The organism is Pantoea sp. USHLN256, assembly GCF_037149875.1.
GTDB lineage: Bacteria > Pseudomonadota > Gammaproteobacteria > Enterobacterales > Enterobacteriaceae > Pantoea > Pantoea nemavictus.
Genome location: NZ_JBBCQO010000002.1, coordinates 630,291 through 656,826 on the forward strand (window position 1 = coordinate 630,291; position 26,536 = coordinate 656,826).

The 26,536-nt window shown below is 51.7% G+C and carries 24 protein-coding genes; 15 read left to right on the plus strand and 9 right to left on the minus strand.

Translation table 11 applies throughout. From position 1 onward, the window contains the following. Positions 1-43: 43 nt before the first annotated feature. The 3 genes from WFL93_RS07785 (at position 44) to WFL93_RS07795 (ending at position 3,978) form a co-directional block, all read left to right on the plus strand. Entirely contained in the window at positions 44-1,762 is a 1,719-nt protein-coding gene (locus WFL93_RS07785) for an ABC transporter ATP-binding protein/permease (RefSeq protein ID WP_336777762.1), read from the plus strand. Continuing rightward, positions 1,759-3,483 (plus strand): ABC transporter ATP-binding protein, encoded by a 1,725-nt coding sequence (locus WFL93_RS07790; RefSeq protein WP_336777763.1) that lies wholly within the window; start codon positions 1,759-1,761, stop codon positions 3,481-3,483. Before WFL93_RS07785 ends, WFL93_RS07790 begins: the two co-directional genes overlap by 4 nt. A 285-nt stretch (positions 3,484-3,768) precedes the next feature. Further along, positions 3,769-3,978, plus strand: coding sequence for a DUF6434 domain-containing protein (locus tag WFL93_RS07795; protein ID WP_336777764.1), 210 nt, complete (start codon positions 3,769-3,771; stop codon positions 3,976-3,978). Between the two features lie 203 nt (positions 3,979-4,181). Here the strand turns inward: WFL93_RS07795 and WFL93_RS07800 are convergent, their stop codons facing one another. Together WFL93_RS07800 and WFL93_RS07805 are read right to left on the minus strand one after the other, a co-directional pair. Next, positions 4,182-5,435 carry an enolase C-terminal domain-like protein gene (locus tag WFL93_RS07800; protein WP_336777765.1) on the minus strand — a complete coding sequence of 418 codons (1,254 nt, stop codon included), beginning with the start codon at positions 5,433-5,435 and terminating at the stop codon, positions 4,182-4,184. Positions 5,436-5,509: 74 nt separating this feature from the next. Continuing rightward, the gene (locus WFL93_RS07805; protein ID WP_336777970.1) at positions 5,510-6,211 is read right to left on the minus strand and encodes a FadR/GntR family transcriptional regulator; all 702 of its coding nucleotides are present in this window, start codon (positions 6,209-6,211) and stop codon (positions 5,510-5,512) included. 283 nt (positions 6,212-6,494) lie between these two features. On the opposite strand from WFL93_RS07805, the gene WFL93_RS07810 reads away from it, so the two are divergent. The 9 genes from WFL93_RS07810 (at position 6,495) to WFL93_RS07850 (ending at position 17,784) form a co-directional block, all read left to right on the plus strand. Continuing rightward, on the plus strand, positions 6,495-7,262 hold the full coding sequence (locus WFL93_RS07810; RefSeq protein WP_336777766.1) for an SDR family oxidoreductase: 768 nt from the start codon (positions 6,495-6,497) through the stop codon (positions 7,260-7,262). Between the two features lie 72 nt (positions 7,263-7,334). Beyond that, positions 7,335-8,624: an MFS transporter gene (locus tag WFL93_RS07815; protein ID WP_336777767.1), complete on the plus strand. Its 1,290-nt coding sequence runs from the start codon at positions 7,335-7,337 to the stop codon at positions 8,622-8,624. 13 nt (positions 8,625-8,637) lie between these two features. Beyond that, the gene (locus WFL93_RS07820; RefSeq protein ID WP_336777768.1) at positions 8,638-10,005 is read left to right on the plus strand and encodes an MFS transporter; all 1,368 of its coding nucleotides are present in this window, start codon (positions 8,638-8,640) and stop codon (positions 10,003-10,005) included. 3 nt (positions 10,006-10,008) lie between these two features. Beyond that, positions 10,009-11,049: an L-idonate 5-dehydrogenase gene (gene idnD / locus WFL93_RS07825; RefSeq protein WP_336777769.1), complete on the plus strand. Its 1,041-nt coding sequence runs from the start codon at positions 10,009-10,011 to the stop codon at positions 11,047-11,049. A 1,183-nt stretch (positions 11,050-12,232) separates the two neighbouring features. Then, positions 12,233-12,778, plus strand: coding sequence for a hypothetical protein (locus tag WFL93_RS07830; RefSeq protein ID WP_336777770.1), 546 nt, complete (start codon positions 12,233-12,235; stop codon positions 12,776-12,778). 117 nt (positions 12,779-12,895) lie between these two features. Then, positions 12,896-13,450, plus strand: a complete 555-nt coding sequence (locus tag WFL93_RS07835; RefSeq protein WP_336777771.1) for a fimbrial protein — start codon at positions 12,896-12,898, stop codon at positions 13,448-13,450. Between the two features lie 60 nt (positions 13,451-13,510). Further along, entirely contained in the window at positions 13,511-14,188 is a 678-nt protein-coding gene (locus WFL93_RS07840; RefSeq protein ID WP_336777772.1) for a fimbrial biogenesis chaperone, read from the plus strand. 171 nt (positions 14,189-14,359) lie between these two features. Continuing rightward, the gene (locus WFL93_RS07845) at positions 14,360-16,726 is read left to right on the plus strand and encodes a fimbria/pilus outer membrane usher protein (RefSeq protein WP_442955887.1); all 2,367 of its coding nucleotides are present in this window, start codon (positions 14,360-14,362) and stop codon (positions 16,724-16,726) included. Between the two features lie 77 nt (positions 16,727-16,803). Next, complete coding sequence (locus WFL93_RS07850; protein ID WP_336777774.1) at positions 16,804-17,784, plus strand: fimbrial protein; 981 nt, start codon at positions 16,804-16,806, stop codon at positions 17,782-17,784. 97 nt (positions 17,785-17,881) lie between these two features. Here the strand turns inward: WFL93_RS07850 and WFL93_RS07855 are convergent, their stop codons facing one another. After that, on the minus strand, positions 17,882-19,216 hold the full coding sequence (locus WFL93_RS07855) for an aminotransferase-like domain-containing protein (RefSeq protein ID WP_336777775.1): 1,335 nt from the start codon (positions 19,214-19,216) through the stop codon (positions 17,882-17,884). Between the two features lie 112 nt (positions 19,217-19,328). On the opposite strand from WFL93_RS07855, the gene WFL93_RS07860 reads away from it, so the two are divergent. Beyond that, on the plus strand, positions 19,329-20,219 hold the full coding sequence (locus WFL93_RS07860; RefSeq protein ID WP_336777776.1) for a DMT family transporter: 891 nt from the start codon (positions 19,329-19,331) through the stop codon (positions 20,217-20,219). A gap of 16 nt (positions 20,220-20,235) precedes the next feature. On the opposite strand, the gene WFL93_RS07865 is transcribed toward WFL93_RS07860, so the two are convergent. After that, positions 20,236-20,745, minus strand: coding sequence for a GNAT family N-acetyltransferase (locus WFL93_RS07865; RefSeq protein ID WP_336777777.1), 510 nt, complete (start codon positions 20,743-20,745; stop codon positions 20,236-20,238). 63 nt (positions 20,746-20,808) lie between these two features. Between WFL93_RS07865 and WFL93_RS07870 the strand changes: the two genes are divergently transcribed. Continuing rightward, on the plus strand, positions 20,809-21,387 hold the full coding sequence (locus tag WFL93_RS07870; RefSeq protein WP_336777778.1) for a helix-turn-helix domain-containing protein: 579 nt from the start codon (positions 20,809-20,811) through the stop codon (positions 21,385-21,387). 325 nt (positions 21,388-21,712) lie between these two features. Beyond that, a complete protein-coding gene (locus tag WFL93_RS07875; RefSeq protein WP_007885172.1) occupies positions 21,713-21,997 on the plus strand; it encodes a biofilm development regulator YmgB/AriR family protein in 285 nt (94 codons plus the stop codon). Between the two features lie 217 nt (positions 21,998-22,214). On the opposite strand, the gene WFL93_RS07880 is transcribed toward WFL93_RS07875, so the two are convergent. From WFL93_RS07880 to WFL93_RS07900, 5 genes are read right to left on the minus strand one after another with little or no spacing between them, the layout of a single operon-like run. Then, entirely contained in the window at positions 22,215-23,081 is an 867-nt protein-coding gene (locus tag WFL93_RS07880) for a DMT family transporter (protein ID WP_442955888.1), read from the minus strand. Positions 23,082-23,086: 5 nt separating this feature from the next. After that, on the minus strand, positions 23,087-24,457 hold the full coding sequence (locus WFL93_RS07885; protein ID WP_336777780.1) for an amidase: 1,371 nt from the start codon (positions 24,455-24,457) through the stop codon (positions 23,087-23,089). Further along, positions 24,450-24,653, minus strand: coding sequence for a hypothetical protein (locus WFL93_RS07890; RefSeq protein ID WP_336777781.1), 204 nt, complete (start codon positions 24,651-24,653; stop codon positions 24,450-24,452). The genes WFL93_RS07885 and WFL93_RS07890 overlap by 8 nt, the downstream gene beginning before the upstream one ends. A gap of 9 nt (positions 24,654-24,662) precedes the next feature. Then, entirely contained in the window at positions 24,663-25,679 is a 1,017-nt protein-coding gene (locus tag WFL93_RS07895) for an ABC transporter substrate-binding protein (protein ID WP_336777782.1), read from the minus strand. Between the two features lie 2 nt (positions 25,680-25,681). Beyond that, entirely contained in the window at positions 25,682-26,518 is an 837-nt protein-coding gene (locus WFL93_RS07900) for an ABC transporter permease (RefSeq protein ID WP_336777783.1), read from the minus strand. Between the last annotated feature and the right edge of the window lie 18 nt (positions 26,519-26,536).

Genomic DNA, 26,536 nt, shown 5'->3' on the forward strand with positions numbered 1-26,536 from the left:
GGTAAGTGGCAGCGGTAATTACGCCGCTGCCCTAAGGACCGTTATGATTAAATCACCTTCTGCAGGACTCATTGCCCAACTCACGCCTTCACTCGTAGTAAACCTACTCTATGGGATGTTGATCACCGCTAGCTATCTGACACAGGCATGGCTGTTTACCCACATTATCCAGCATGCCCTCTTACCTAATACCGGCATGAATATCGCTCTGATCCTGACGTTAGTCGGCAATGTGTTGGTAAGGGCATTGCTGATTGCTCTACGGTCTACACAAATCGAACAGCTGGCAGCCGACGTAAGAACCCGATTTCGTGAGCAGCTCTTTCGTCCACTTCTGGCTCCCGGATATGCGGTACTGCAAAGTCACTCCGCAGCGCAACTGCAGGCAACGTTGTTAGCGGGCGTAGAAGCGATGGAAAGCTTTTATAGTCGTTATCTGCCCGCCCTGCTTTTGGCCATCATCGGAGGAATCATTACAGTCGTTACGCTGGCGAGCATTGACCTGATATCCGGAGTCATTCTTCTGCTGTTCCTGGTAGCCTGCCCTGTTCTCGATGCGCTGTTTATGCGCCATCAGCGGCCGCATATTGTGGGCGTCTTTGCGGCCATGCAACAATTTGCCGATGATCTGATGGATACGCTGCGCGGTATGCTCACGTTAAAGGCGTTTAATGCCGTTCACCTATTTCGCGCACGAATGGCCGATCGCGCTGCACTTTTGCGTCATGAATCGATGTCAACCCTGCGTGTCACCATGATACGTGGCGGTTTGACACGTCTGATTTCTTTACTGGGCATCGCGGTTCTGCTGATTATTAATGCGGGGCGTGCAGTTGAAGGCAAGATTGAAACGGACGTCTTACTGTTTACGCTATTTATTTCATGGGAAGCCTTCCGCCCCATTTTACAGTTGGAAAATGTCTTCCATACATTGTGGGCTGCGCAAGCAATGCGACCTGCGGTGGAAGCGTTAGCTGCAACGACTGCAAGCATTCATGAGCCGACTTCACCTTACACCCCATCCGCTCATCATAATATGCACTTTGAAGAGGTGACATTCCGTTGGCCAGGCCAACAGAAGCCACTCTTTGAAAATCTCTCTCTTCAGATCGCCGAAAACCGTCATACCGCATTTATTGGTCCTTCAGGTTCGGGCAAAAGTACCCTGATTCAGTTAATAACCCGTTTTGTCAGCCCCGAAAGCGGCGCGATATCTCTCGGTGATGTACCCATTGAACAGCTATCCATAGCAGACCTGCGATCGCGTATCAGTTGGGTAACACAGGACATATTTCTTATTGAGGGTACGCTTAGTGAAAACGTGCGTTTAGGTAGACCGGAATCATCTGATGAGGAAATCTGGCAGGTATTGCAACAGGCACAACTGGATGACTGGGTTCGGGGGCTTACGCATCAGCTGGATACGAATATTGGCGATAATGGTGGGTTGCTGTCCGGTGGCCAACGCCAGAGACTGGCAATTGCACGCGCATTGTTAAAAAAATCACCCATTCTGATCCTCGATGAAGTGACTTCGAATCTGGACGTAGCCAATGAATCAGCGTTTGAGAAAGTTATTGCTTCACTACGTGGGACATGCACGCTTATTAGCATTGCCCACCGTCTGACCACGGTAGCTCAGGCTGATCATATTGTGGTGATGCATGAAGGCAAGATTCTTGAGCAGGGCACACCTGCCCAGCTAAGCCGACTCGATGGATATTACGCTTCTATTAAGACATCCGTGGAGAGTGCAACGTGAATACAAAACATCCTTCTCTATGGCAATCGCTTATGTCGCCTATGGCAGAGCATAAATGCCACCTGTTTATGACGTTACTTGTCGGTTTGTTGACACAATGCGGTGCCTTTACCTGCATAGTAATGGCTGGCTGGATCTGCATGAGCGTATTAAGTGGGGCAACGCCAAATACAGTCATGTTTTATGGTGGACTCCTCATCGGGTGCGTAATAATCACTGCGGTCTCTCGATGGGCATTGGCATGGTTATCACACGATTTGGCTTTCGCCCTGATTGAAACCCTGCAAATGGACATTTTTGATGGACTGGCACGCGGGACACCCGCGCATACCGGAACACATTCACTCGGTGAGGTTGCCGCAACAGCAACAAGTGATGCGGAATTTATGGAGCGTTTTTATGCGCACCTGCTGATTGATTACCTGACTGCTTTTGTTATGCCTTGCATCGCGCTGCTTATGCTGGCACTACTTTCCCCCCTACTTTGCCTAATATTTTTACCCTGTGCCCTGATGATCATGGCAACTCCATTACTCTCCTCCGGGCGTTTAAAAATACAAGGCAGTACGGCACTTAACCTGAAACAGGTACTCAATAATCAGATCATTGAGTTAGTTCATGGCTGGAAAGATATTCAGATGTTCGGGGCTGAACATCGTTATGCCGGAAAGCTTGAGAATGCCAATAAACAGCTCATTAGGGCACAACGTGATTATGGCAGGCGCGTTGGAACGGGGCAGGCACTGCTGGATGCATTGATGTCCATAACACTCATAACTCTATTAGCTAGCAGCCTCTTTATGGTTGAGCGATCAACACTTCCCATTGAGAGGTTGCCTTTAATTATCAGCATTGTGGCAGCAGCACTTTTACCGGTGCTGGAAGTTTTACATCTTGGTGGGCAATGGGAATCTCTCAAAGTCAGCGCAGAAAGAATATTTAATCTGCAGCGTCTACCTGACAGCGTAGAGGATTCCTCTTCGACTCTGCAACCGCAGGGGTTTGGCATCCATTTTGATCGCGTCAGCTTCTGCTATCCGCAGAGTTCGATAAAAGTTCTGGAAGAGTTGAGTTTAACCATTGAACCGGGTGAGCGAGTGGCTATTGCAGGTACATCAGGAAGCGGTAAAACTACCTTAGCACATCTGCTTCTGCGATTTTATGACCCACAATCTGGCACGTTCTTTTTGGGTGAACACAAATATTCTGATGTGAGTCTCTCTACCCTTCGCCATCACATTGCCTGGGTATCTCAGGAAAGTTGGTTATTTAACGATACCATTGAGAACAACATACGACTTGGTAATCCCAGTGCAACCATGGCCCAGGTGGAATGTGCTGCACAACTCGCACAGGCCGCCGAATTTATTAACCAACTGCCACTCGGATATCAAACCATCTGCAGAAATGGCGGCTCGCTTTTTTCTGGCGGACAACGTCAACGCATTACTCTGGCGCGTGCGTTGATCAGTCCGGCGACGGTAATTGTAATGGATGAAACGTCAGCAGGACTGGACAGTGAAAATGAAAAGCGAATTATTGCAGCATTAGATTCCCTGTCAGGAACTCGCACCATAATTATGATCGCACATCGATTATCAATGTTGAAAAATGCCGATCGTATCTTCCTACTGGAGCACGGGAAAATAACAGAAACAGGCGATCATCTTACGCTAATAAAGAGAAAAGGCAGTTATGCAAAACTCGTGGCCTCACTTTAAAAAATGGGGAAGTTTGTTCGTGCCCACCGATTGCCCACTTAGCTACTCTTGATAAGGGAGCACGAATTTAGGTTGATGCTTAGCGGTTGAGTACCTTCAGCGACTTTATCTGTGAATAAATTGAACAGGCGGCTATTCAGCAGGTCAAGATTCTCACTTTTCCGGAAACGTTTTTAACGGACTGTGCGTCGATAAATCTGTCTGCTTTATGCCAGAAGGGGGCATTTCATAGTCAGTGTGTTAAATTTTAACGCTGCTAACGTTTTTTAATACAGGTGTCAACAAGTGAAAATTGACTGGCATAGTTCTTCATTAACACGTTCTACAATCGTGGATAAAGACTACAAAAACACACAAAACGTTCGCCGTTTTATGGTGGATGAGTGCGGTCCAGATTTCCGGTTTGATCGCGAGTTTATGGCATGGATACAAAATGACGTACCAAAAAATCTAGGGGATGTGGTAGATGAGTGGAAGCGCAGACATACACTTTAGGGTAAGTTCGTCCGCTTTTTGCTTATCACGGACATGCCTCGCGCATCCGCTTCGTGACCGAAGCGGAATTAATTGACAGAAGACGGTTTTAATCAAATCTCAATCGTATGAACGGCATGATTCACTGTTGGTAGTACTAAAATTAGGTCGTGCGCGCTACTGCATATTTTCTGGCGCACTACCTATTGGTGATGAATAGCTTGTTAAGGCCGTGCTGCAGTGCCATCCGGTAAGCGAGCATTAGTCCATTCAGGAATATCTCCCATCACCGGATATTTTGCTGCTTCTTTCAAATCAATATCGACCCCGAGCCCTGGACGATCGCTGAGATATGCATAGCCGCGATCTATCTCCGGACACCCTGGAAACACCTCCATTAATGCGTCGTTAACCGGTGTAAATTCCTGAATACCAAGATTCGTGATGCTCACATCAATGTGCAAATTCGCCGCCACACCAATGGGTGAAATATCTCCTGGCCCATGCCAGGCGGTCCTTACACCGTAAAGCTCTGCAAAAGTGGCTAACTTTTTCGCGGGTGTGATACCGCCTATAGTGCTGACATGACAGCGGATGTAATCAATTAAATGATTCTGGATCAGTGGCTTCCACTCGTTGATCTGGGTAAAGAGTTCGCCCATCGCAATCGGCGTGCTGCTCTGTGCGCGCATTTTATCCAGCCAATCAATATTCTCTGGCGCAACCGGATCTTCGAGGAAAAACAGTTGATAGGGTTCCAGCGATTTGGCCATCTGAATCGCGGCGATGGGCGTGATTCTTTCGTGCACATCATGGATAAACTCCACGCCGAAGCCGAGCTTGTTACGTAGGTGATCAAACAAGCGCGGCACTGCGCGCGCATAGGCATCAGGATCGAAATAAACCCCATGCGTTTGTGTACGCGGCGAAACTTTGGGCTGAATATTGCGCGCCTTCGCCAGTTTACCCGCGATCAATCGCAAATCGTCCGTTCCTGCCCCACCGTACATGCCCATTTGGCAACGCACGTACTGATAGCCCTCTTCCATGCGCGCACGAATGTTGTCTTCCACTTCCAGTTCGTCAGCGCCGTCACAGTGCCGATAAAGCGCCACGCCATCACGACATTTACCGCCAAGCAACTCATACACCGGCAAGCCGGCCACTTTGCCTTTTAGATCCCACAGCGCCATATCCACACCAGACAGGGCATTGTTCATCACCGGACCATTACGCCAGTAGCCGCTTACTGCTGCCGATTGCCAAATATCTTCAATGCGCGCGGGATCTTTGCCTAACAAAAACGGCTTCATATAATTGTCGATCGCCGCAGCTACCGCGTGAATACGCTGCGTAAATGTGGCGCAGCCCAAGCCATATAAACCGGGTTCACTGGTTTCAATTTTGACCACAACCAAATCAATGCCGCCGGGCGCAGTCAGAATGGTTTGAACGTTTGTAATCTTCAGCTGGCTCATGCTACCTCTCAATATCTTGTAAGATGTCCTACATGTAATAGGCTTTAAAAAGCCCAGCGGGCTTTTGGGATAATTTAATTGTGGCGTACATCTTCAATAGCGTGCACGTTGTGGGTCATGGCGCTATTCAACGTTTCAGTGGCCAGCGCGGCATCACGATTTTTCAGCGCCATAAAGACTTTGATATGGGCTTCAACACTTTCCAGCGTAATCCCCAACACGCGGTTGAGTTCTTCCAGATAATGAACGTAAATGCCCTTCAGCGACTCCATCACATGTATAAAGATGGAGTTATGTGATGCCTTCACGATTGCGAGGTGAAAGTCGTAATCTGCCAGCGAATACTTTTTATAGTCATCTTTATTCACCAGCATACGATTTAATGCTTTTTCCAACTCTTTGATGTCGTCATCGGTGGCATTTTGCACCGCTAGCTCCATGCAGCGAAACTCAACCGTCTGACGAAAAACCCGCATGTGATCAAACTCTTCCTGTGAAAGATGCAGAATTGGCTGGTTATCATTGAACGCTCCGTAGCGTGCCACATCGCGCGTAACGTAGGTACCTTTACCGTGATGTGTAACAACTACGCCCAGGTCTCGCAGCTTTTGTACCGCACTCCTCACGCTCACCCGACTCACCTGAAAAGTAGCCGTAAGCGTTGGCTCTGAAGGCAATTTGCACCCCGGCTCCCAGATGCCCTCCTGGATGTTTTTCTTCATCTGCTCGTAGATGACATCCACGATGTTATGTTTTGGCACGCTTTCCAGTGTCACAATCATTACTCACTTGTCCTACATGTTTGGTTTTGTATCGTTTATGGCTAAGCAGCACAAGATAAATTTTGCCAGCACAGGCTAGCCTGACACCATTTGCATTTAGCTTAATTTATTATTTATCAGCTATCTAACGATTAAACCTCAATTTAATCCTGCAACTGAGTAAACCCAATTTTTGTGAAGCACCTTGCATTTTGCTTTCAGGGGAATTGCCGGTTTCCATAACCTCAAGTACAACAATCCACATCAACTTGTTAGTCATGTTACATGAGGATGTGCAATGAACTCCCTTTTCAACCTTGAAGGTAAAACTGCGCTGATTACCGGATCAACTCGTGGCCTGGGATTAGCTTATGCCAGCGGATTAGCTGAAGCCGGTGCCAACGTCATCCTGAACGGCACACGTCAGAATCACATGGATGCCGCACTCAGCGAGCTGCAGGGCAAAGGCTACAACGCCTCCGGCTTTATCTTTGACGTGGCCAAAGAAGATGAAATTGAGAACGTGTTCCACCAGCTCGATCGCGCCAATATTCACGTTGATATCGTAATCAATAATGCCGGCATTCAATTTCGTCAGCCGATGCTGGAACTGGCGTTGAGTGACTGGCAGCGCGTATTGGATGTCAATCTCACCAGCGCTTTTTTGGTCGCGCGAGCGGCAGCAAAACGAATGGTTGCCCGTAACAGCGGCGGCAAAATCATTAATATTGGTTCACTGACCAGCGAAGCCGCGCGCCCGACGGTTGCGCCTTACACCGCAGCAAAAGGCGGGATTAAGCTTCTGACCAAATCAATGGCCGCAGAATGGGCTGTACACAATATCCAAACAAACGGTATTGGTCCCGGCTATATCCTGACCGACATGAACGCCGCGCTGGTGGATAACCAGGAATTCAATCAGTGGGTCTGTAACAGCAATCCATCAGGCCGCTGGGGCAAACCCGAAGAGCTGATTGGCACCGCCGTGTATCTTGCGTCATCCGCTTCCAACTACGTCAATGGCCAGATGATTTACGTGGATGGCGGCTGGCTCGCCACGCTATAGCGTTCGCCATCGATCCTCTGAGCATCAAGACGCAAACCTACCCTACCGACAAAACCATAAGAGGTCAGAACCATGAATCAGACCATTGCAGGGATATTACCCACAAAAAGATGGGGGCGACTGATCCCCATCGCTTTCATCACCTACAGTCTGGCATATCTTGATCGCGCCAACTATGGCTTCGGCGCGGCAGCTGGATTAGCGGAAGATCTCAACATCACGCCCGCGATGTCATCCCTGCTCGGTGCGCTGTTTTTCCTCGGCTATTTCTGTTTCCAGGTACCGGGTGGAATCTATGCAGAAAAGCACTCCGCGAAACGGCTGATTTTCTGGAGCCTGATTCTTTGGGGCGCGCTGGCCGCCGCTACCGGCATGGTGCACAACGTTGCACTGCTGGCCGTTATCCGTTTTCTGCTTGGCGTCGCCGAAAGTGTGGTGATGCCGGCGATGCTGATCTTCCTGAGCCACTGGTTTACTCGCGCAGAACGCTCCAAAGCCAATACGTTCTTGTTTCTCGGTAATCCCATCACCGTACTGTGGATGTCGATTCTCTCCGGGTATCTGGTAAACGCCTTTGGCTGGCGCGGCATGTTCATCATTGAAGGGGTGCCGGCCATCCTGTGGGCGTTTATCTGGTGGGCGGTCTACGCCGATCGGCCAAAAGATGCCAAATGGCTCAGTGAAGCCGAAAAACGTGCTGTGGAGAACGCGCTGGCTGCCGAACAGCAGGCAATCAAGCCGGTTAAAAATTACCGTGAAGCCTTCCGTTCGCCCAAAGTGATTGCGCTGGCGTTTATTCATTTCTTCTGGAACATCGGCATGTACGGTTTCATCATGTGGCTGCCGTCGATTCTCAAAACTGCCTCGGGACTTGGCATCATCGCCACCGGCTGGCTGTCGGCGGCACCTTATTTACTCGCCGTACCGCTGATGCTGGCTGCATCCTGGTTTTCCGACAAATATCAGCAGCGCAAAGCTATCGTAGTGACTTTCCTCGGCCTTGGCGCAGTGTGCTTTATTGCGTCGTTCACGCTGGGCGCCTCGCACTTTTGGATCTCTTACACGCTGTTAGTGGTCGCCGGCGGCGCGATGTATACGCCTTATGGTCCTTTCTTCGCCGCGATTCCCGAAATGATTCCGCGCAATGTCGTCGCGGGCGCGATGTCTTTCGTCGTCTGTTTCGGCGCGCTCGGTTCTTTTATCGGCGCATGGATTGTCGGCTATCTGAACGGCCTGACCGGCAGCCCGGCCGCATCTTATGTATTCATGGGTGGATCGCTGGTTTTCGCCGTGCTGTTAACCGTGCTGACGACGTTCAACAGCAAAGTCGAAATGTTAACGCGTCCCTCAAATGCTTACTGATACAGGCACATTCATGACGACCAAACCTACTCGAACGCGTTTCTCGGTGCTGACCCTGTTGTTTGTTGTCACCGCAATTAACTACATGGATCGCGCAAATCTGTCCGTCGCAGGCTCACATATTCAGGGTGAATTCGCCCTGTCGGCCACGCAGTTGGGCCTGCTGTTTTCCATGTTTACCTGGTTTTATGCCATGAGTCAGATCCCTGTCGGCTATTTGCTGGATCGGATTGGCTCGCGCTGGCTATACGGCAGCGCCATTGTTTTGTGGAGCGTCTTCACGTTACTGATGGGCTTTGCGTCGCACAACCTCTTCACCACCGCAAGTGCCTCTTTTATGATGCTTTTGGCGTGCCGCGCGCTGGTTGGCATGGCCGAAGCGCCGTCTTTCCCTTCCAATACAAAAATCATCGCAACCTGGTTCCCGGACCATGAGCGCGCACGCGCCACCGCAACCTACTCCAGTGCGCAATACATTGGCCTGGCGCTGCTGACTCCGGCGCTATCGTTTATCGTCAGCAAATGGGGCTGGGAGATGTCCTTTTATCTCTCCGGCGCGGTGGGCATCATTTTTGGTATTTATTGGCTGGTCGCCTATCGCGACCCGCAGCACAGTCGCGCGGTAAATCAGGCCGAGCTGAAAATCATCCGTAAAGGTGGAGGTTACGGTTCCGCCTCGCAAAACACCCACAGCCGGGTAAACTGGCATTCGGTACGCTATATCCTGCGTCAGCGCACTACGTGGGGCTTGTTCATCGCGCAGTTCGCCGCTTCCTCAACGCTCTATTTCTTTTTGACCTGGTTCATCGTTTATCTGGAGAAAGGCTTACATCTGTCGATTGATAAAGCCGGCATCGGCGCGATGTTTCCCTATTTGATGGCGATGGCGGGCGTGCTGTGTGGCGGCACCTTAAGTGACATGCTGCTTAAGCGCGGTCGCAGCCGTACCTTTGCGCGCAAACTACCGGTGATGGTCGGCATGCTGCTGACCTGCTCGATTGCCCTGGTGAATTTCTTCCAGGATCAACCGGTGATTGCCATTGGTATCCTGTCTGTCGCCTTCTTCGCCAACGCTTTCTCAAACCTGGGATGGGTGGTATGCAGTGACGTTATTCCGCGTCATCTGATCGGCACCATCGGCGGCTTCCTCAATATCTTTGGCAATCTTTCCGGTATTGCCAGCCCGATCATCATCGGCGTAATCCTGCAACGTACGCAGAATTTCCAATATGCGATGTGGTATATCGCCGCCGTCGCGCTGGCCGGTTTCCTCGCCTATCTCTTCCTGGTCGGCAAAATTGAATTGATCACGCCACCAGGTGAAGAACAAAACAGTCACGAAGAGAACACCTTAAATACGCCATCAAATGTGCAGGGATAAGTTATGCAGCAGAAAACAGTGCAAGCGGTCATGGTTAAAGGGGCACGCGAGGTGTCCGTAGAAACGCAAATAATCAGCTGGGATGAAGAACAAGTCCTGGTACGGGTCGAGCGCGGCGGGATCTGCGGTTCAGACATCCACTATTTTCAACACGGCAAAGCCGGAATGTCGGTGCTGAAATCGCCGATGGTGTTGGGCCATGAATTTGTCGGCGTCGTTGAACAAGCGCCTTCCACGAGTCCTCTTCGCACTGGCCAGCTTGTCGCCATCAACCCTTCGCAGCCATGCCAGCAATGCAATATTTGCCGCAGCGGCAGGCAAAATCTTTGCCGATCAATGCGCTTTATGGGTAGCGCACAGTTCTTTCCGCATGTGAACGGCGGCTTTGCGCAGTATGTGGTCGTCAGCCCGCAGCAGTGCGTTCCTTACGCAGAATACGCTGATGCAAAAATTATCGCTTTTGCCGAGCCGCTCGCGGTATGCATCCACGCGCTGAAGCAAGCGGGGAACTTAGCAGGCAGCCGCGTGCTGGTCACCGGTGCCGGTCCAATCGGCTGTCTTATCATTGCCGCCGCATTAGCTTCAGGCGCAACGGAAGTGATCGCCACCGATATCAGTGAGCGCTGCCGCGCTCTGGCAGTAACTATGGGCGCTTCAGCCGCATATGACCCGCGTGACGAAATAATGTGCTCATCCTGGGCTGCCGATGGGGGACTTTTTGATGTCTGCTTCGAGGCCTCAGGCGCAGCGGCTGCCATCGCTTCTGTCGTGTCTTACACACGTCCAGCAGGCATTATCGTCCAGCTGGGCATGGGAACTGCTGAGGTAAATTATCCGGTCGGCCCATTACTGGTAAAAGAGATTCAGCTGCGAGGTTCATTCCGATTCATTGATGAATTTACGACCGCAGTCAGATGGCTGGAGTCCGGTAAAATAAACCCGCTCCCACTACTCTCTGCAGAATTTAGCATGGAAGATGCCGTTACCGCCCTGGAAACGGCGTCAGATAAAGAAAGTGCGGCAAAAATACAGTTGACGTTCTAACGACATGGCAATGCTCTACCCGTCTTGATGGCGGGAATCATTATGCGTGTCGTTAGCCACTCAGTCATTTTCATACGCTCCGTGTTGCTATCGTCCGCTTTTCGCTGAAGCGGACGAAGCCCAGCATCCTTCTGATAAACCATTTCTCCTGACAAACCGTGCTCGCGTCGCCATGGCCAGAACCAAGGGCATATCCGTGACTGAAAGCAGCCACACAAACGTTCAATACCGTATATGCCACTTCGGATACCGCCAAGCCCTAACGCGATGTGTGAACCACGTCCGCTGTGGGCAGATGGTTTGTTTGTTTCCGTTTGGAAAGATCGTCATAGATGCCATGAAAAATCCTAAAACAACCCTATTAAGACTAGGTTTAACAGAACTGGATTATCTTTATAACCCATTGATTATAAGATGATGTTTAGCTAATGCAGGTTTTTTTGCTGTTTTTATGTGAATTTTAGCTAAATATATTTTAGTAAATTTCTTGTTTTGCAATGTGAATAACCGAAACAAAAAAGAAACATTTGTTTTTTTAAACTTTAAAAAACTCATCAAATAGATTTTTGTATCGCACTCAATGTTTAAAATAGTGATTTACTTTAATAAATCAGTCCCATTGTCACATTTTCTCCATTTTAATAACATTTATTGCACCAGATGATCACCGACACCTTATCGAATGGAGAGAGCGCTGACATGGAAATGGGAACGTTAAACTTCTAAGGAGTCTTTGTGCCTTTAGTCTCTGACGGGCGTCTGTATGGATACACGATTTTCCAGTATCTTGAGTATCGGCTTTCAACCAGAACGCTTATTAACACCAAGAATGGACGTATTAAAAGATTTGGTAGGACGAAAGCGAGACTGTTCGAGTATCTCCTGGCGGGGATGAATAATGAAATAGTCTACGACAATGACATCATCATACACGTTTTCGAAGATTATGGACTCCGTTGCTCGAAATCCTATTTGTTGTCAATGATGAAGAAAATCCAAAACGCGTTCAATAGCGTGGGATTTGAACGCTACCCTTTTACAAGGATATATAGGAAAGCGTACAAAATCGACAGCGAATTTTTAGAACGCATATATATATTCAAACCTTCTTCACAATGACGATCATTAATTTCGTAAGGATTAAATTTTGACAGCGCTATTGGTTTTCTCACGAAATTTTGTCATGAAACAGGCAATTTCTTCATTAACCACAGCCAATGGAAAAATATTTTATTTTGACAACCGGTTAGAGTTTTTAGTAAGCGCGACCGTCCTAAATAAATCTAACATTCTTATCGATACAATAGGAGAAAATAGCCAAGACATACGGTGGCTCTGTTTCCGACTTGCGGCGAGGGAGTTATTACGTTCAACCTATTTTATTGCGCCAGAGAGCAATAAGGATAACGTTTATTTAAAAGACTTCCAGCTTGTCACCACGCTTAAAGATCTTAAGCAGCTGTGTGATCGCGTCACTCGATACCGGGCAGCAGAAAGCCCATGTTTATTAAAAGACATATTGTATAAGAGGCTATCGACGCGACTATCGAGCGAACATTTAAATTTTCTTCTGAGGGTTTATGATAAATCGACGGGCCAGTATCGAATCAGAAATAAATGTGAAAATAACAAAAATTATCATGTGCAAAATCGTCTGGCGTTAGGCAGCGGCCTGGAGATGAAACAGCTTATTTTACTTTTATCATCGCAGAGCCTGAAATGCTCATAGATAAATAACGTCTATTCATTGCGTCGAATAAAAAATCTAATTTAGCGGCCTTGTTCCGCCCTTCCTGCGCAAAAATTATTTTTGTGCAGACAACTTCAATCCTGAGGATATATAGCAATGCAAATAAAGTTAAGCAGTGTCTTTCGAAATATGGTCGCGGCTGCAGTCGTTTCTGGAATAAGCTTTGCCGCCAGCGCAGCAGATGGAAAGATCAACTTTACCGGCACCATTCTGGATTCTGCCTGTACGATTGATACCAATACGGCGAATCAGACCGTTAACCTCGGCAAAATCCCTAAAAGCTCGTTTAACGCGGCCGGGGCCGTTGCTGCCGCAACCCGCTTCAGCATTATGTTGAACAACTGCCCAGCGGCCGTTACCTCTGCCTCCATTAAGTTTGATGGTAATGCAGACAGCTCCGACACCAATATTCTTGCACTGAACAGCGGTCAAACGGCAAAGGGCGTTGGCATTGCCTTTTATGAAGAGGATGGCATCACCGCGATTCCGTTGGCTACTCAGTCTAAGAGCATCACGCTTGATACCAGCGCAGGCGAAGAACCCGCTAACAGCAATAAAATGACCTTCGTGGCGAAATATAAAGCGATGCAGGCTTCCGTGGTTGCGGGAACTGCAAACGCAACGTCAGATTTTACTATTACCTATCAGTAATACGCCGGGCGTACCTAAGGTACGCCCTATTGTCTCTTGCTGAAATGTCGGGGAAGTATGATGAGTCAACTTATTCGAACGACTATATTATTAGGGGCTTGCTTGCTCTCCCTGCCGGGTAAGGCCAGCATAACCGTCGGTGGAACGCGCTTAATTTATAATGAGCCTGAAAACGAAGCCTCACTCCCGGTGAGTAACAGTCAGGATGGCGTTCCCTATTTAATTCAGTCTTGGGTAGAGTTAAGTGAAAACTCGAAGGAGCAGGTTCCTTTTATCGTCACGCCGCCGCTTTTCCGCCTCGACGGTGGTCATGAAAATACGCTGCGGGTCATTTATACCGGCGAGAAGAAGCTACCTGAAAATCGCGAGTCTATTTTTTGGCTAAACGTAAAGTCTATTCCCTCGATGACCCGGTCAGATGAAAATCGACTGCTCATTGCCGTTAAGGCGCGCATGAAACTTTTCTATCGTCCTGCGGCGCTGTCATCAGAAAAAGCAGGTGATGCATGGATGCAATTAAAATTTGAGCCGCACGGCGAACACCTGGCGATTATTAATCCGACGCCGTTCTATGTTTCCCTTCATTCATTAAAGATTGGCAATAAAACGATTACGCAGCCGCCAATGATTTCACCCTTTGGTTCAGAAACGATAGCCGGAAGTGGAAATCAAGTGGCCTGGAAAGCCATAAATGATTTTGGTGGAGTAACGACAGAAAAACGCCAGATGCTGAAATAAAAATATTAACAACACGCTATGTCACTCGCGCAGGTAAGCAAGGTGAATACTGTTTCTTTTTCTCGATATGCATTTTTCTCTGACTCGTGGCCTAACCGCATTAGTCAGCTTTCGACGATAGCACTTTTTATTTCGGGCGTTTTCCCCGCAGCCGCGGGCGATCTTTATTTCATGGCCGATGCGCTTGAAAAAACACACTCGACTTCCGGAGGAATCGATCTGGGCCGCTTCGAGCGGGGAGAGCAGTTACCCGGCACCTACAGGGTGGAAATATGGCTTAATGAAAATTATATCCGAACGGAAAATATCTCTTTTGTTCCTGTTAATGGAATCGGGCTGGCGCCGGAGCTTAACCGTGGAGTGCTGGAATCACTCGGCGTCAGGGTTAAGGCATTTCCTGAATTAGCCATGCTGCCGGCCGAGGTCATTATTACCGATCCCGGCGCGTTTATACCGGATGCCACCACCCGCCTGGATTTTGACAAGCAGAGACTGAATATCTCTATCCCTCAAGCGGCGCTTAACGCGCGCGCGCGCGGCACCGTTGACCCGTCGCTCTGGAACCAGGGTATTTCTGCATTGCTGGTAAATTACAGCATCAACGGATCGCGCAACTGGAGCAGGGACGGTGAGACGCAGGAGCAGTTATATACCAACCTGCAAAGCGGTATTAACGCGGGGCCGTGGCGCCTGCGTAACTACAGCATCGCGACGAAGAACAACGGAAAACAGTCGTTTTCGTCGCTAAATACCACCCTGAGCCGCGACGTCCAGTTTTTGCGAGGGCAGTTTCAGCTGGGGGAAACCAGCACACCTGGCGAGGTGTTTGACAGCGTGATGTTTCGCGGCGCGCAAATTTTTTCCGATGACACCATGCTGCCGGAGAGCATGCGCGGCTTTGCCCCCATCATTCGGGGGATTGCCCGCACCAACGCCACGGTTACCGTGAAGCAAAACGGTTACACGGTTTATCAAACCTACGTGGCGCCCGGCAGCTTTGAAATTCGCGATCTCTATCCTACGTCGGCGAGCGGCGATCTGGACATTGTCGTTACAGAAGCCGACGGCAGCGTCCAGCATTTCGTGCAGCCCTTCTCTGCGGTTCCCGTCATGCTGCGGCAAGGACGCGTGAAGTATGCGCTGAGCGCAGGTGAGTACCGAACCACGAAGAGTGGTGCGCAAACGCCCTCATTCGGCCTGGGCACACTGGCCTATGGCCTCTCCAATAATCTCACGCTGTACGCCGGCGTCCTGGGGGCGAGCAACTATGCGTCCGGGGTACTCGGTACTGGCCTCAGCTTTGGCGATATCGGCTCGCTGTCGGCGGACATTACCGCTGCCGATAGCCAGCTCGTTGATGAGAAAAACCGCCGCAGCCGGGGGCAGTCCTATCGCGTGCAGTATTCGAAAACGGTGGCCACGACCGACACCACCGTGACGCTCGCCAGCTATCGCTACTCCACGGAAGGGTTTTATACCTTTCAGGAAGTGAATGAATTCAGCAGCCAGCGCTACAACAAGCGAAGCCGATTGCAGCTCAACCTCAGCCAGTCACTGCAAAGCTGGGGAAATTTTTATATCTCGGCATACCAGCAGGATTACTGGAGCAAACGGGGCTATGAACGCAACGTCAGTACCGGCTTTAACACCAGTATCAGCGATATCAATTACTCGCTCGGCTACACCTACAGCGAAACGCCCGGTAAAGATCGTAGGGACCAGATTCTGGCCTTTAGCCTGCAGGTGCCGCTGAGCAAGTGGCTACCGCAAAGCTGGGGCAGCTACAGCGTGAATATGCAAAAGAACGGCCCTGAAACGCACCAGGTGGGGCTGAGCGGCACCGCGCTCGCCGATAATAACCTGAGCTACCTGGTTCAGCAGGGCTATACCTCTTCGGGTGGGGAATCGAGAAGCTCCCTAAGTGGGACCTATAAGGGCGGCTATGGCACCGTGAGCGCGGGCTACAACCACAGCCAACAGAATAGCCAACTGAATTTCGGCCTGCAGGGCGGGATCGTCGCCCATGAACATGGCGTGACGTTTTCTCAGCCGCTGGGAGATACGGTTGTGCTGTTGGAGGCACAGGGCGGCGCATCCGGCGTGAGGGTGCGCAATAACCCCGGCGTTAAAACGGACTGGCGCGGCTACGCGGTGGTGCCCTATGCCAGTGCCTATCAGGAAAACCGTATTGCGCTAGACACGGGATCGCTGGGGGCGGACGTGGATGTTGACGAGTCTGTGGTCAACGTTGTGCCTACGCGCGGCGCCGTGGTGCGCGCTAAATTCAATACGCGAACTGGGGTTCGGGCTTTAATAACGCTGATGTATCAGAACTCGCCGGTGCCCTTTGGCGCGATGGTCAAGCTTAACGAAAGCGATGCGATGAGCATTGTGGGAAGCGACGGCGAGGTCTATATGAGCGGACTGAACGACGGTGACGGCCTGACGGTACAGTGGGGAGCGAATACCTGCCGCGCCAAAATAACCTTGAACGCGTTACCGGGTAAAATTCAGCGCACCAACGCAGCATGTCGTTAAATTACTCACTGCGTTGATTCGCATTATTGCTTTTGCGAGAGAAGGCCTACGCCTCGCCTAAAATCAAGGAACATACAATGTCCACCGTATTTAAAATTTCGACGGCTGCTATGGGTAGCGCTATCTCTCTTAACGCCTTAGCGCTTTGTTCTGCAAATGACGTATCGATCAACTTTGATAACAATATTGTCGTTCAGCGGGATGCGCCCGTTGGGACGGTATTAGCAACCATAACTACCACTAATCCCATGCAATGTGATCCTGAGGGGCAGGTCATTGGCTACGATGGCTCGTGGTTTATTCAGCTCTCGGGGGCGAATGCGGATTATGGCACCTCGCCGCTGGCCAACGTGCGGGCGACGGAGGTTCAGGGCATTGGCATCCGGTGGAAGAACTTTTCCAGCACCACGTCTACCAGCGAGTTTGTCTCACGAATGAACCTCAATAACGCGAGCTGGAGGCGAGGAATTCTCCAGAATGGCGTATCAACGTTCACGGATACCTTTGAGCTAATCAAAACCAGCACCACGCCAGCGACGGGCTTAATACCCGCGCTGACGATAAATATGGAATACAGCACGCCGGTCAGCAATAACATTACACGCCTGCCGCTTTATAAATATATATTTTCGCCGATGAATATCAGCACCGCATCCTGTCAGATCGAAGATAAAAATTTGAATATCAATATGGGGATTGCGTTGTTGCCGAAGTTTAACGGTGTGGGCAGCACCCAAAATCCAGTGACCTTTTCCATACCGCTTATCTGTAGTGAACAGACCGCAGTCAATGTGACGCTGGATAACGTCAGCCCGCTTGCCGATCCTGCCAACGGCGTATTGGGGTTAAACAGCAGCTCGACAGCAAAAGGGCTGGGCATTCAGCTGAAATATAACGATGTGCCTGTTCAGTTCGGCAAGCTCATTAACTACGGCACAACAACCTCGCCAGGGGAGGTCGTTAATATTCCCTTTAAAGCCGCATATTACATGACCTCAGCGAATGCCCAGTCAGGCTCGGTGAGCGCCACGGCATCATTTACCATGACCTATCGCTAACCCCACGCCTCAGATCGTGTAGTTAAAGTAACGGAAAAATATACCTGATGCCCGCCGCGGCTGCCGCGTATCTAATTAACCGGATTGCCGAGGTTCCTTATAAATAGCGCTGATACTCAACCACCTCCCTGACTTTATTTAGCGCGTCTTTCAGCTTATCCAGGCTTACGGATCCTAAGGCGAGGCGAATGGCATGCGGGACGTTTTGAGTCGTACTGAAGGGTTCGGCTGATGAAACAGAAATCTGCTCATTCATCAGCTGGCGTACCACCTGTTCAGCACGAATCTCTTCTGGCAGCGGCAGCCAGATAAAATAAGAGCTGGCATGACTCACATAGTCGAGCGGTGCCAGACATTCCCGCGCGAGTGTTTGCCGCTGACGAGCATCTTGCCGTTTGAGCGATTCCAGCCGGGTAATCGTTCCATCCTCCAGCCAACCGGATACCAACGCCGTCATCAGCGAGGGCGTGTTCCAGGCAGTGGCACGGATAGCGCGTTCAAGCGCAGGACGAAAAGCCGGCGGACATACCACCGCGCCAACCCGCAGGCCGGTAGCAATGTTTTTAGAAAAGCCGGTTACATACAGGGTTCTTTCCGGTGCGAAATGGGCCAGCGGCGGTGGAGAACCGTGCGCGAGATAAGCATAAGCAGCGTCCTCAATAATCACCAAATCATGTTGACGCGCAATTTCGCTAATCTCACGGCGCTGCGCATGGTCCAATACCCAGCCAAGTGGATTATGCAGGGTTGGCATGGTGTATAGCGCCTTTATGCGGCGACGTTGGCAAAGCTGTCTCAGCGCACTCAGATCTGGACCTGTCGCCGTGACAGGGATGGGAGCCAGCTCCAGATGATAAAGACTGGCCAACGCTTTGAATCCCGAGTAAGTCAGCGCATCCACAGCGACTACATCACCCGGGCGCAGCATCCCCATCGCGGCAACGGTTAATCCATGCTGAGCACCGTTAACGATGAGAATATTTTCAGCCGCCGCCTTGAGACCTGAAGCGGTAAGCCAACTTGCAATGGCCTCGCGATCGTTTTGTCTGCCAGCATGAGGCTGATAACGCAGCAACGAAGCTAAATCACCGGAGGTCGTGAGATGGCGTAGCGCATCGCGCAGCAGTTCTGCCTGGTTTGGTAAAGAGGGATAGTTAAAATTGAGATCCACTACATCGGTGGCTACCACCTGCTGATCCATTCCCAGACCCGGCGGCAGGGAAATCTCCCTGACAAAGGTTCCACGCCCGGTTTCGCCGCTGACCAGCCCCATCACTTCAAGCTCTGCATAAACGCGCGTTGCGGTGGCCAGTGAGATGCGCCGCGACGCAGATAACGCACGGTGAGTCGGCAAACGCGTACCTGCAGACAAACCACCTGCGCGAATAGCAGCCGCGAATTCGTCAACAATTGCCTTATAGCGAGCCTTCATCAAATGTATCCATGACAATATTTTGATTGTTATGGATTCTGGCGTTTACCATCCGCAGCGTCAACGTGTCAGAAAATATTCATCGGTACACATCACTCAAGGGAGTTTTAACGTGGTTAATACGGTGGTTAATAACAGGGACCGAAGCGCCCTGTCGGGCTGGCTGAATGGCCTGCTGGGCGTGATTATTTTCAGCGGCTCACTTCCGGCAACACGCATTGCGGTGCAAGAAATAAACCCGTTCTTTTTGACCTTTATAAGAGCGTCCATCGCTGGAGTGTTGGCACTGATGCTAATTGGTTGCTTCAGAGAAAAGCGCCCTGATACTCGCCAGGTCTGCTCATTAATCATCGTGTCTTTGGGTGTCGTGGTCGGTTTTCCGCTGTTAACTGCAATGGCTTTACAGCACGTTACCTCCGCGCATTCAATTGTATTTCTCGGTCTTCTGCCACTTGCTACCGCTATTTTTGGTGTCATTCGTGGAGGAGAGCGACCACGATTCGCTTTCTGGATATTTTCCATACTTGGCAGTCTCTTCGTGGTGGGGTTCGCGCTGTCACAGCAGGTTGCCGTCTCATTAACCGGCGATTTGCTGATGCTCGCATCGGTGGTGGTTTGTGGTTTGGGATATGCCGAGGGGGCCAGACTTTCACGTCAGCTGGGAGGTTGGCAGGTCATCAGCTGGTCACTGATTCTTTCGCTTCCTTTTATGCTGGCGGCATCATTTGTCACTCTGCCTGAATCCTTGGGTCACATCAGTACATCCGCCTGGTTAGCGCTTGGCTACGTGTCACTGTTTAGCATGCTGATTGGCTTTATTTTCTGGTACAAGGGCCTCGCCATCGGTGGCATCGCCGCTGTGGGTCAGCTACAGCTGCTGCAACCTTTTTTTGGGCTTGGCCTGTCCGCTACATTGCTGGATGAAGCCGTCAGCCCTTTGATGATTGCGGTCACGCTGGGCGTGATCCTCTGCGTTGGAGGATCGCGCCGGTTCGCAGGTTAGAAATGTCCTGCCCGTTTCAGCTTGCTTCAGATGTGTTCAAAAACAGCTGCATAAACGTCAGATCAAGCCAGCGGCCAAACTTAGTGCCAACCTCGGCCATACGGCCCGCTTCGGCAAAACCTAGCTTTTTGTGCAGCGCAATGGATGCGACGTTTTCAGATTCAATGCCAGCGACCATCACGTGCTTGCCCTGTTCTGTCGCCAGCCGGATAAGCTCTTGCATCAGTGCAGTCCCTGCTCCGCTCCCGCGTGCACTCTTATGGACGTATACCGAGAGTTCTACGGTATATCGGTATCCATCCCAGGGACGCCAGTCCCCATAAGACGCATAGCCCAGCACCGCGTCCATTTCGTTTACCGCTACGATGACCGGAAAACCGGCAGCGTGCCGCTCGCTAATCCATTTGATGCGGTTAACAAAATCGACAGTTTTGTCGTTCCAGATTGCGGTGGTGTTAAGCACGGCATCGTTATAAATCTCCGCAATCACTTCCGCATCGCGTTCTGTTGCACTACGAATAAGCATGGTAGACACCTCATCGTTGATTCACTAAAGTAGATAAATCGTACACTATCGTAGTTATCCATTATGTTAGATGAAATGTCTAGTAAAGAAGATCAGCTCAGCGCCCGCATCGGGCAGAAGGTACGACAGGAAAGGGAAAAACGGGGCTGGTCATTAACGGATCTGGCTCAGAACTCAGGCGTTTCGCGGGCGATGATCCACAAAATCGAACGCGGAGAGAGTAGCCCGACCGCCACCCTGCTGGCACGACTTTCAGGATCGTTTGATATGTCCATGTCGCAACTTCTGGCGCTAACAGAGATGCGATCGGGCACGCTGGTCAAATATGAGAATCAGGCTGTCTGGCAGGATCCGGAAACCGGCTACATCCGCCGCCATGTCTCACCTGGACAAATGCCCGTTGACCTGGTCAGTGTCGCGCTCCCGCCCAACACGGCGGTGCCGATGCCAGCCATCTCGTATCTTTCACGCCGCCAGCTGATATGGGTGATTGAGGGCAAACTGTCGTTTGAGGAAGGCACGCATACCTTTGAGATGCTCACGGGCGATTGCCTTGAGCTGGGCGATCCCGCCGATTGTGTATTCAGAAATGACACTGACGAAGTGTGCCGCTATGCCGTTATTGTGCTCAAGCCAGCCTGACGGAACTTGCCGATATGCTGGTCATTTTTCTTCACCAAGAGCAAACCCGGCCAGAGGCGAACTTCCTCATTTTTGATGAACAATTAGCACTTTTTGCATAAAAAATTAGGTTGTACATAAAGACAATCGCTGTACAAGTTTTCCAGCCATGTATAACTTTACATTTAGACATCACCGGCTATATTTTTAGGAAAGTTCGCCATGCGTCAGCCTGTGGCCTGAAGGTTGATGAGTACCGAGATTGTCTCCGCATGGCTGATAACAGCACAGAGATTCTCTTAATAAGCACACTGCCCCGCCTAACGGACAAAGGAGAGAAAATAAAATGCACCAAAGCACGCAGCAGTCGTCTGTCGAAGCAAATATTATTCACCACTTCCGCAGTGCGGGTGACCAGTTTTCGGCAGAAGCGGCCGTGATGGACGCCGCAATTCGCGACATTATGAATCATGGAGAGAACCTCACCAGCAGCGCCATGATTCTGCATCTCATCGCAGCCATTGAAAACACCTCTGATGAAGCACAACTTGATGTATTAATTAATGCGCTCAAAGTCGTCGTGGGATATACCCCAGGTGAAGAAGAGCGATGGGCCTATTTTGACTGGTGAGTAAATGGTCATGCAGGTCCAACCTGGCATATCTCCCGAATTATGCAAAAGCCGGGAGATATGTCGGGTAGAATTGTCATTACCGAACTATTCAACCTTCAGTTCACTTCATTTTCTCGTTCACTTTCTTTGCCTATCCTATTTCGGTAGCGTTACTACTTTATTAAATAGCATTGAGTTGGAACTCAGGCTTATGCCGTGACAGTGCGTCACTTGTTTATGCCAGCATCCGCCGTCTGAACACCTGCCGCCGCACCACCGCCAGCAATATCCCACCCACAATCAGCAGCGTGCCGAGTACTTTGCTGTGATCGAGGGTTTCATGCAGGATTGCCACGCCCATCAGCAGCGCCAGCGCCGGACTAAGCAGCGACCACGGCAAAATCTGGCTGGCGGGATAGCGTTTCAGCAAGCCGTACCACAGCGAATAGGCGAACACCGAAGAACCTAATGCGCTGTAAATCACACCCAGCCAGCCACGCCAGCCCGCTTGCAGCAGTAAAGTGAATTGATGTTGCTCGGTGAGTAGCGAACTTATGCCGACCAGCGGGATGGCAAACAACGATAGCCAGCCGGTCATCGCCAGCGGTGCAATGGGCGGCAGACGCTTGATAATCACCGTGCTGCATGCCCAGCCGCAGGCGCTGATCAGCAGCCACATCATGCCCTGCCAGTGCGTAAGCGCAGGAGTGCCCGCCAGAATCATCACGCCGATAAATGCCACCGCCACACCGGAAATTTGCCGATAGCCGAGCCGCTCTTTCAACCAGAACGCCGCCAGCAACATGGCCAGCGGCGTCCCCATTTGAATACACACCGCGGTGGTACCGGCATCAGCGGTTTGCATGCCGATCACCATTAGCCCGAAATGCACAAAGCCGAAGGTGAACGCCAGCAACAACATACCGGGCAGCTGGCGCCGTGTCAGACGGTGAAACGGCAGCAGAATCGTCGCCACCAGCATAAACCGCAGCGTCAACATAAACAGCGGCGGTAGCTCCATGAGGCCGAATTTCATGGCGATGACGTTAAACGCCCAACCGTTGACCACCAGTACCAGAATCAGCACATCGCGCAGCGACAGCGCTTTCACGCGCGCAACCGTCCAGGCGTTTGCTGGTGATAATCGTGCTCCAGCTGGAAGCGGCGTGCCAGTGCCAGCAGCTGACGTTCGGCGCCGTCGCGGCCAATCAGCTGCATGCCAATCGGCATGCCGTCGCGATCAAAACCCGCGGGTTGGCTGATGGCCGGTAGCGCCGACAAACTTGCCAGCGCGTTGTAGCGCATGTTGCCGGTCAACACGCTCTCTTCGCGATCGCCCATCTGAATCACTTCCAGACCTTTATGCGGCGCAGTAAACGGCAGCGTCGGCACCAGAATCACATCCACCTGATTAAGCTGTTGCAGCATCTGCATGCGTAACCCGGTACGGAAGCGCTGCGCCTGCAGATACTCCACCGCCGTAATGCTCAACCCGGCCTGTAATAATTTGCGTACGTCCGCGCCGTACTCCTGCGGGCGGTCTGCCAGCCACGCAGCGTGCAGCGAGGCCGGTTCTGCGAGATTGATCAGCACCAGCGCATTCACCGCCTGATCAAGCCCGGTGAAACTTAGCGTCTGGCAACGCACGCCGGCGGCACTAAACCACTGCACCATTTGATCGTAAGCGCTCGCTACATCCGCTTGCACCTGCTGATGCACATCCGGCAACAAACCGATGCGCAAGCCTGCCAGTTCTGGCATGGCACTGAGTTTTCCTGCTTTGCCCTCAAGCACATCGAACAGTACTTCGCACTCTTCAGCGTAACGCGCCAGCGGACCCACGGTATCGAGGCTGGTGGCCAGCGGGAAAATGCCTTCGGTGGAAAGCCGGCCAACGCCCGGGCGCAAACCGGTGATGCCATTCATCGATGCCGGTAAACGAATCGATCCGCCGGTATCGGTTCCCAGCGTTGCCACGGCGCTGCGCACCGAGGCCGCGACACCCGAGCCGCCGCTCGAACCGGCAGGGATGCGCGAGTCATCCCACGGATTGCTGCTGGCGCCATAATGCGGATTATTGGTGGTGCCTCCCCACGCGAACTCATGCATGTTGGTGCTGCCAATAATCAGCGCGCCCGCCTGCTTTAGACGCTGCACCACCACCGCATCGCGGCTGGCGATGTTACCGCTGAGGATTTTGCTGCCGGCATGCATCTCTTCACCCGCCAGATCGATATTGGCTTTGATGGCGATCGGCATGCCGTGCAACGGGCCAAGATCGTAACCCTGCTCCAGCAGGCGCTGACTGGCTTTGGCCGTTTGCCGCACCTGCGCAGCATAGACCTCAGTAAACGCATTCAGATCGCGGGTGGCCTCCTCGCGTGCCAGACAGGCTTCCACCAACTCGGGCACGCTGGTTTGTCGCGTACGCAGCTGCTGCGCCAGCGCCAGCATCGAGGCATCAATAAGTTCAGTCATGCGGCAACTCCAGCGGCGGTTGTAAAGCCGAAACCCACGCTAGCGCCGGCAATAAAGTTGGCGGGAAGTGCTGCGCGGCAAAGGCGCTGACACCCGCCGCACGCGCTTCGCAATCGGTCAGTAAATGCTGCAGCTCAGCGGCATCGGCCGCACAGTGGCGCTGAATCAGCGCCAGCCGTAGTGCAATACTCTCCATGGCGGCTCCTTATTTATCGCCAAGCGCATCCACCGCCGCTTTGGCTTTGGTTGCCAGATCGACATTCACGTTGTTCTGATAAGAGGTGGCTTCCGAGGGATAGGCTTTGATGTTTTTGGCATACAGCGCAATGTTCATGTTGTTATCCCACGCTTTCTGCGACACCAGTACATTCTCCGGATAACCCTTAGCGTCAATCTCACGCTGTACCGCTTTTTTCACCACCGCTTCCGGCAACGCCGGGAAGTATTTGCGTGCAATCTGTACCGACTCTTCCTGATGCTTATAGATGAAGCGCGAAGCCTGTTCGAATGCGGTCACTACCGCCTGCGCCGCCTGAGGATTTTTGTCGATGTACTGCTGCGTGGTCGTCAGGCTGGAGAAGGCGAACGGATACCAGGATTGTGCCGCCGAAAACGAATAGACCACATGCAAACCATTCTGCTGCTCGGCCATAGTGACCTGCGGTTCCGCTGCCAGCGCGTAATCGGCTCTCCCCGCCGCTACCGCCGGGATTTCATTGCCGATCGCCACGTGCACTAGCTTCACGTCCTTGAGGTTGTTCTGTTTGATCAGATAACTCATGAACGCCCAAGTGGTATCCGGCTGCGGGCTGGTCACCACGCGTTTACCGGATAACAGCGACAAATTGTCCTGCAGCGAAGCGGCTTCTTTGCCGAAGACAAAGATGGTCGGCGCATTCTGCACACCCGCCACTACCACGCCTTTACCGCCGTTTTCCCGGGTTTTCGGCACAAAAACCGGATCCTGAATCGAGAAATCCGCCGAGCCGCCAATCACCGCCGCCCAGGATTGCGCCCCGCCACCGCCGGTGCTGATTTTTACCTCAACGCCCTGCTGCTTAAAAAAACCCTGCTCCTGCGCCACGTACAGCGGCAGATAAAGCAGCGACTGGAAAGCCTGGTTGATGCGTACCGGCGTGTCAGCAGCTAACGCCGAATTGACACATACCAATGAAGCCAAAGAAACTGCGGCAGAGATCGTAGCGAAGCGAAATGTTTTCATGATTATTTCCTGTCCCAGGAGAGAATGAGGCGTTCAAGAAAAGCCACCAGCGCGTTAAAACACAGCATCATCAGCATGACCAGCACGATGCCAGCCAGCACAATGTTCATACCGAAGTTGGAGCTGCCGAGCAGGATCATGTGCCCGACGCCCGCATCGGACGAGATGTATTCGCCAACGATGGCACCGACCAGCGCAAAACCCACGTTAAGGCGTAAACCGGAGAGCACCCACAACATCGCTGACGGCACCACCAGCTTGAAGAAAATCGTGCCGCGCCCGGCATTGAAGGAGCGCAACAGATTAATCAGGTCAGGATCGGTACGCATCGCGCCTTTATACGAGGTGGTCAACGACACCACCACGCAGGAGAACGCCACGATCACCACTTTCGACAGCATTTCGGTGCCGAACCAGATGATGGTCATCGGTGCAATCGCCAGCACCGGAATTGAGCCAATCGCCGCGATAAATGGCGCGGCAAGATCGGAGATAAAGCGGGAATACCACAGCAGCAGGCCAAGGATCGATCCCCCAATCGCGCCCACCGCAAAGCCAACCAGCGTTTCCACCGCGGTGACGCGGATGTCGGTGAGCATTTCGCCGCTGTGGAAGCGTGCCACCAGCACTTCCCAGACCTGCGATGGGCTGGAAAACAGAAACGCGTTGATGTTGCCGCTGCGAACCCCGAGTTCCCAACCGCCAAGCAGCACCACCACAATCGCAATCTGGAGGACCAGCAGCGTGTAACGGCGCGCGTTAACCGAGCGGAAGAAGGTTTCGCGGCTGCTGCGATTTGCGGTCGCGCCGACCGTCGGGCGCGAAGACAGCGTATTCATCACCATGTGATCCTCTCG

Excerpts from the sequence above, each read along its gene's own strand:
- WFL93_RS07785 (WP_336777762.1), top strand. The coding sequence starts at position 44 with ATGATTAAATCACCTTCTGCAGGACTCATTGCCCAACTCACGCCTTCA.
- WFL93_RS07800 (WP_336777765.1), bottom strand. The coding sequence starts at position 5,435 with ATGAGCCAGCTGAAGATTACAAACGTTCAAACCATTCTGACTGCGCCC.
- WFL93_RS07810 (WP_336777766.1), top strand. The coding sequence starts at position 6,495 with ATGAACTCCCTTTTCAACCTTGAAGGTAAAACTGCGCTGATTACCGGA.
- WFL93_RS07815 (WP_336777767.1), top strand. The coding sequence starts at position 7,335 with ATGAATCAGACCATTGCAGGGATATTACCCACAAAAAGATGGGGGCGA.
- WFL93_RS07820 (WP_336777768.1), top strand. The coding sequence starts at position 8,638 with ATGACGACCAAACCTACTCGAACGCGTTTCTCGGTGCTGACCCTGTTG.
- idnD (WP_336777769.1), top strand. The coding sequence starts at position 10,009 with ATGCAGCAGAAAACAGTGCAAGCGGTCATGGTTAAAGGGGCACGCGAG.
- WFL93_RS07830 (WP_336777770.1), top strand. The coding sequence starts at position 12,233 with ATGAAACAGGCAATTTCTTCATTAACCACAGCCAATGGAAAAATATTT.
- WFL93_RS07835 (WP_336777771.1), top strand. The coding sequence starts at position 12,896 with ATGCAAATAAAGTTAAGCAGTGTCTTTCGAAATATGGTCGCGGCTGCA.
- WFL93_RS07840 (WP_336777772.1), top strand. The coding sequence starts at position 13,511 with ATGAGTCAACTTATTCGAACGACTATATTATTAGGGGCTTGCTTGCTC.
- WFL93_RS07845 (WP_442955887.1), top strand. The coding sequence starts at position 14,360 with ATGGCCGATGCGCTTGAAAAAACACACTCGACTTCCGGAGGAATCGAT.
- WFL93_RS07850 (WP_336777774.1), top strand. The coding sequence starts at position 16,804 with ATGTCCACCGTATTTAAAATTTCGACGGCTGCTATGGGTAGCGCTATC.
- WFL93_RS07855 (WP_336777775.1), bottom strand. The coding sequence starts at position 19,216 with ATGAAGGCTCGCTATAAGGCAATTGTTGACGAATTCGCGGCTGCTATT.
- WFL93_RS07865 (WP_336777777.1), bottom strand. The coding sequence starts at position 20,745 with ATGCTTATTCGTAGTGCAACAGAACGCGATGCGGAAGTGATTGCGGAG.
- WFL93_RS07870 (WP_336777778.1), top strand. The coding sequence starts at position 20,809 with ATGTTAGATGAAATGTCTAGTAAAGAAGATCAGCTCAGCGCCCGCATC.
- WFL93_RS07875 (WP_007885172.1), top strand. The coding sequence starts at position 21,713 with ATGCACCAAAGCACGCAGCAGTCGTCTGTCGAAGCAAATATTATTCAC.
- WFL93_RS07885 (WP_336777780.1), bottom strand. The coding sequence starts at position 24,457 with ATGACTGAACTTATTGATGCCTCGATGCTGGCGCTGGCGCAGCAGCTG.
- WFL93_RS07890 (WP_336777781.1), bottom strand. The coding sequence starts at position 24,653 with ATGGAGAGTATTGCACTACGGCTGGCGCTGATTCAGCGCCACTGTGCG.
- WFL93_RS07895 (WP_336777782.1), bottom strand. The coding sequence starts at position 25,679 with ATGAAAACATTTCGCTTCGCTACGATCTCTGCCGCAGTTTCTTTGGCT.
- WFL93_RS07900 (WP_336777783.1), bottom strand. The coding sequence starts at position 26,518 with ATGAATACGCTGTCTTCGCGCCCGACGGTCGGCGCGACCGCAAATCGC.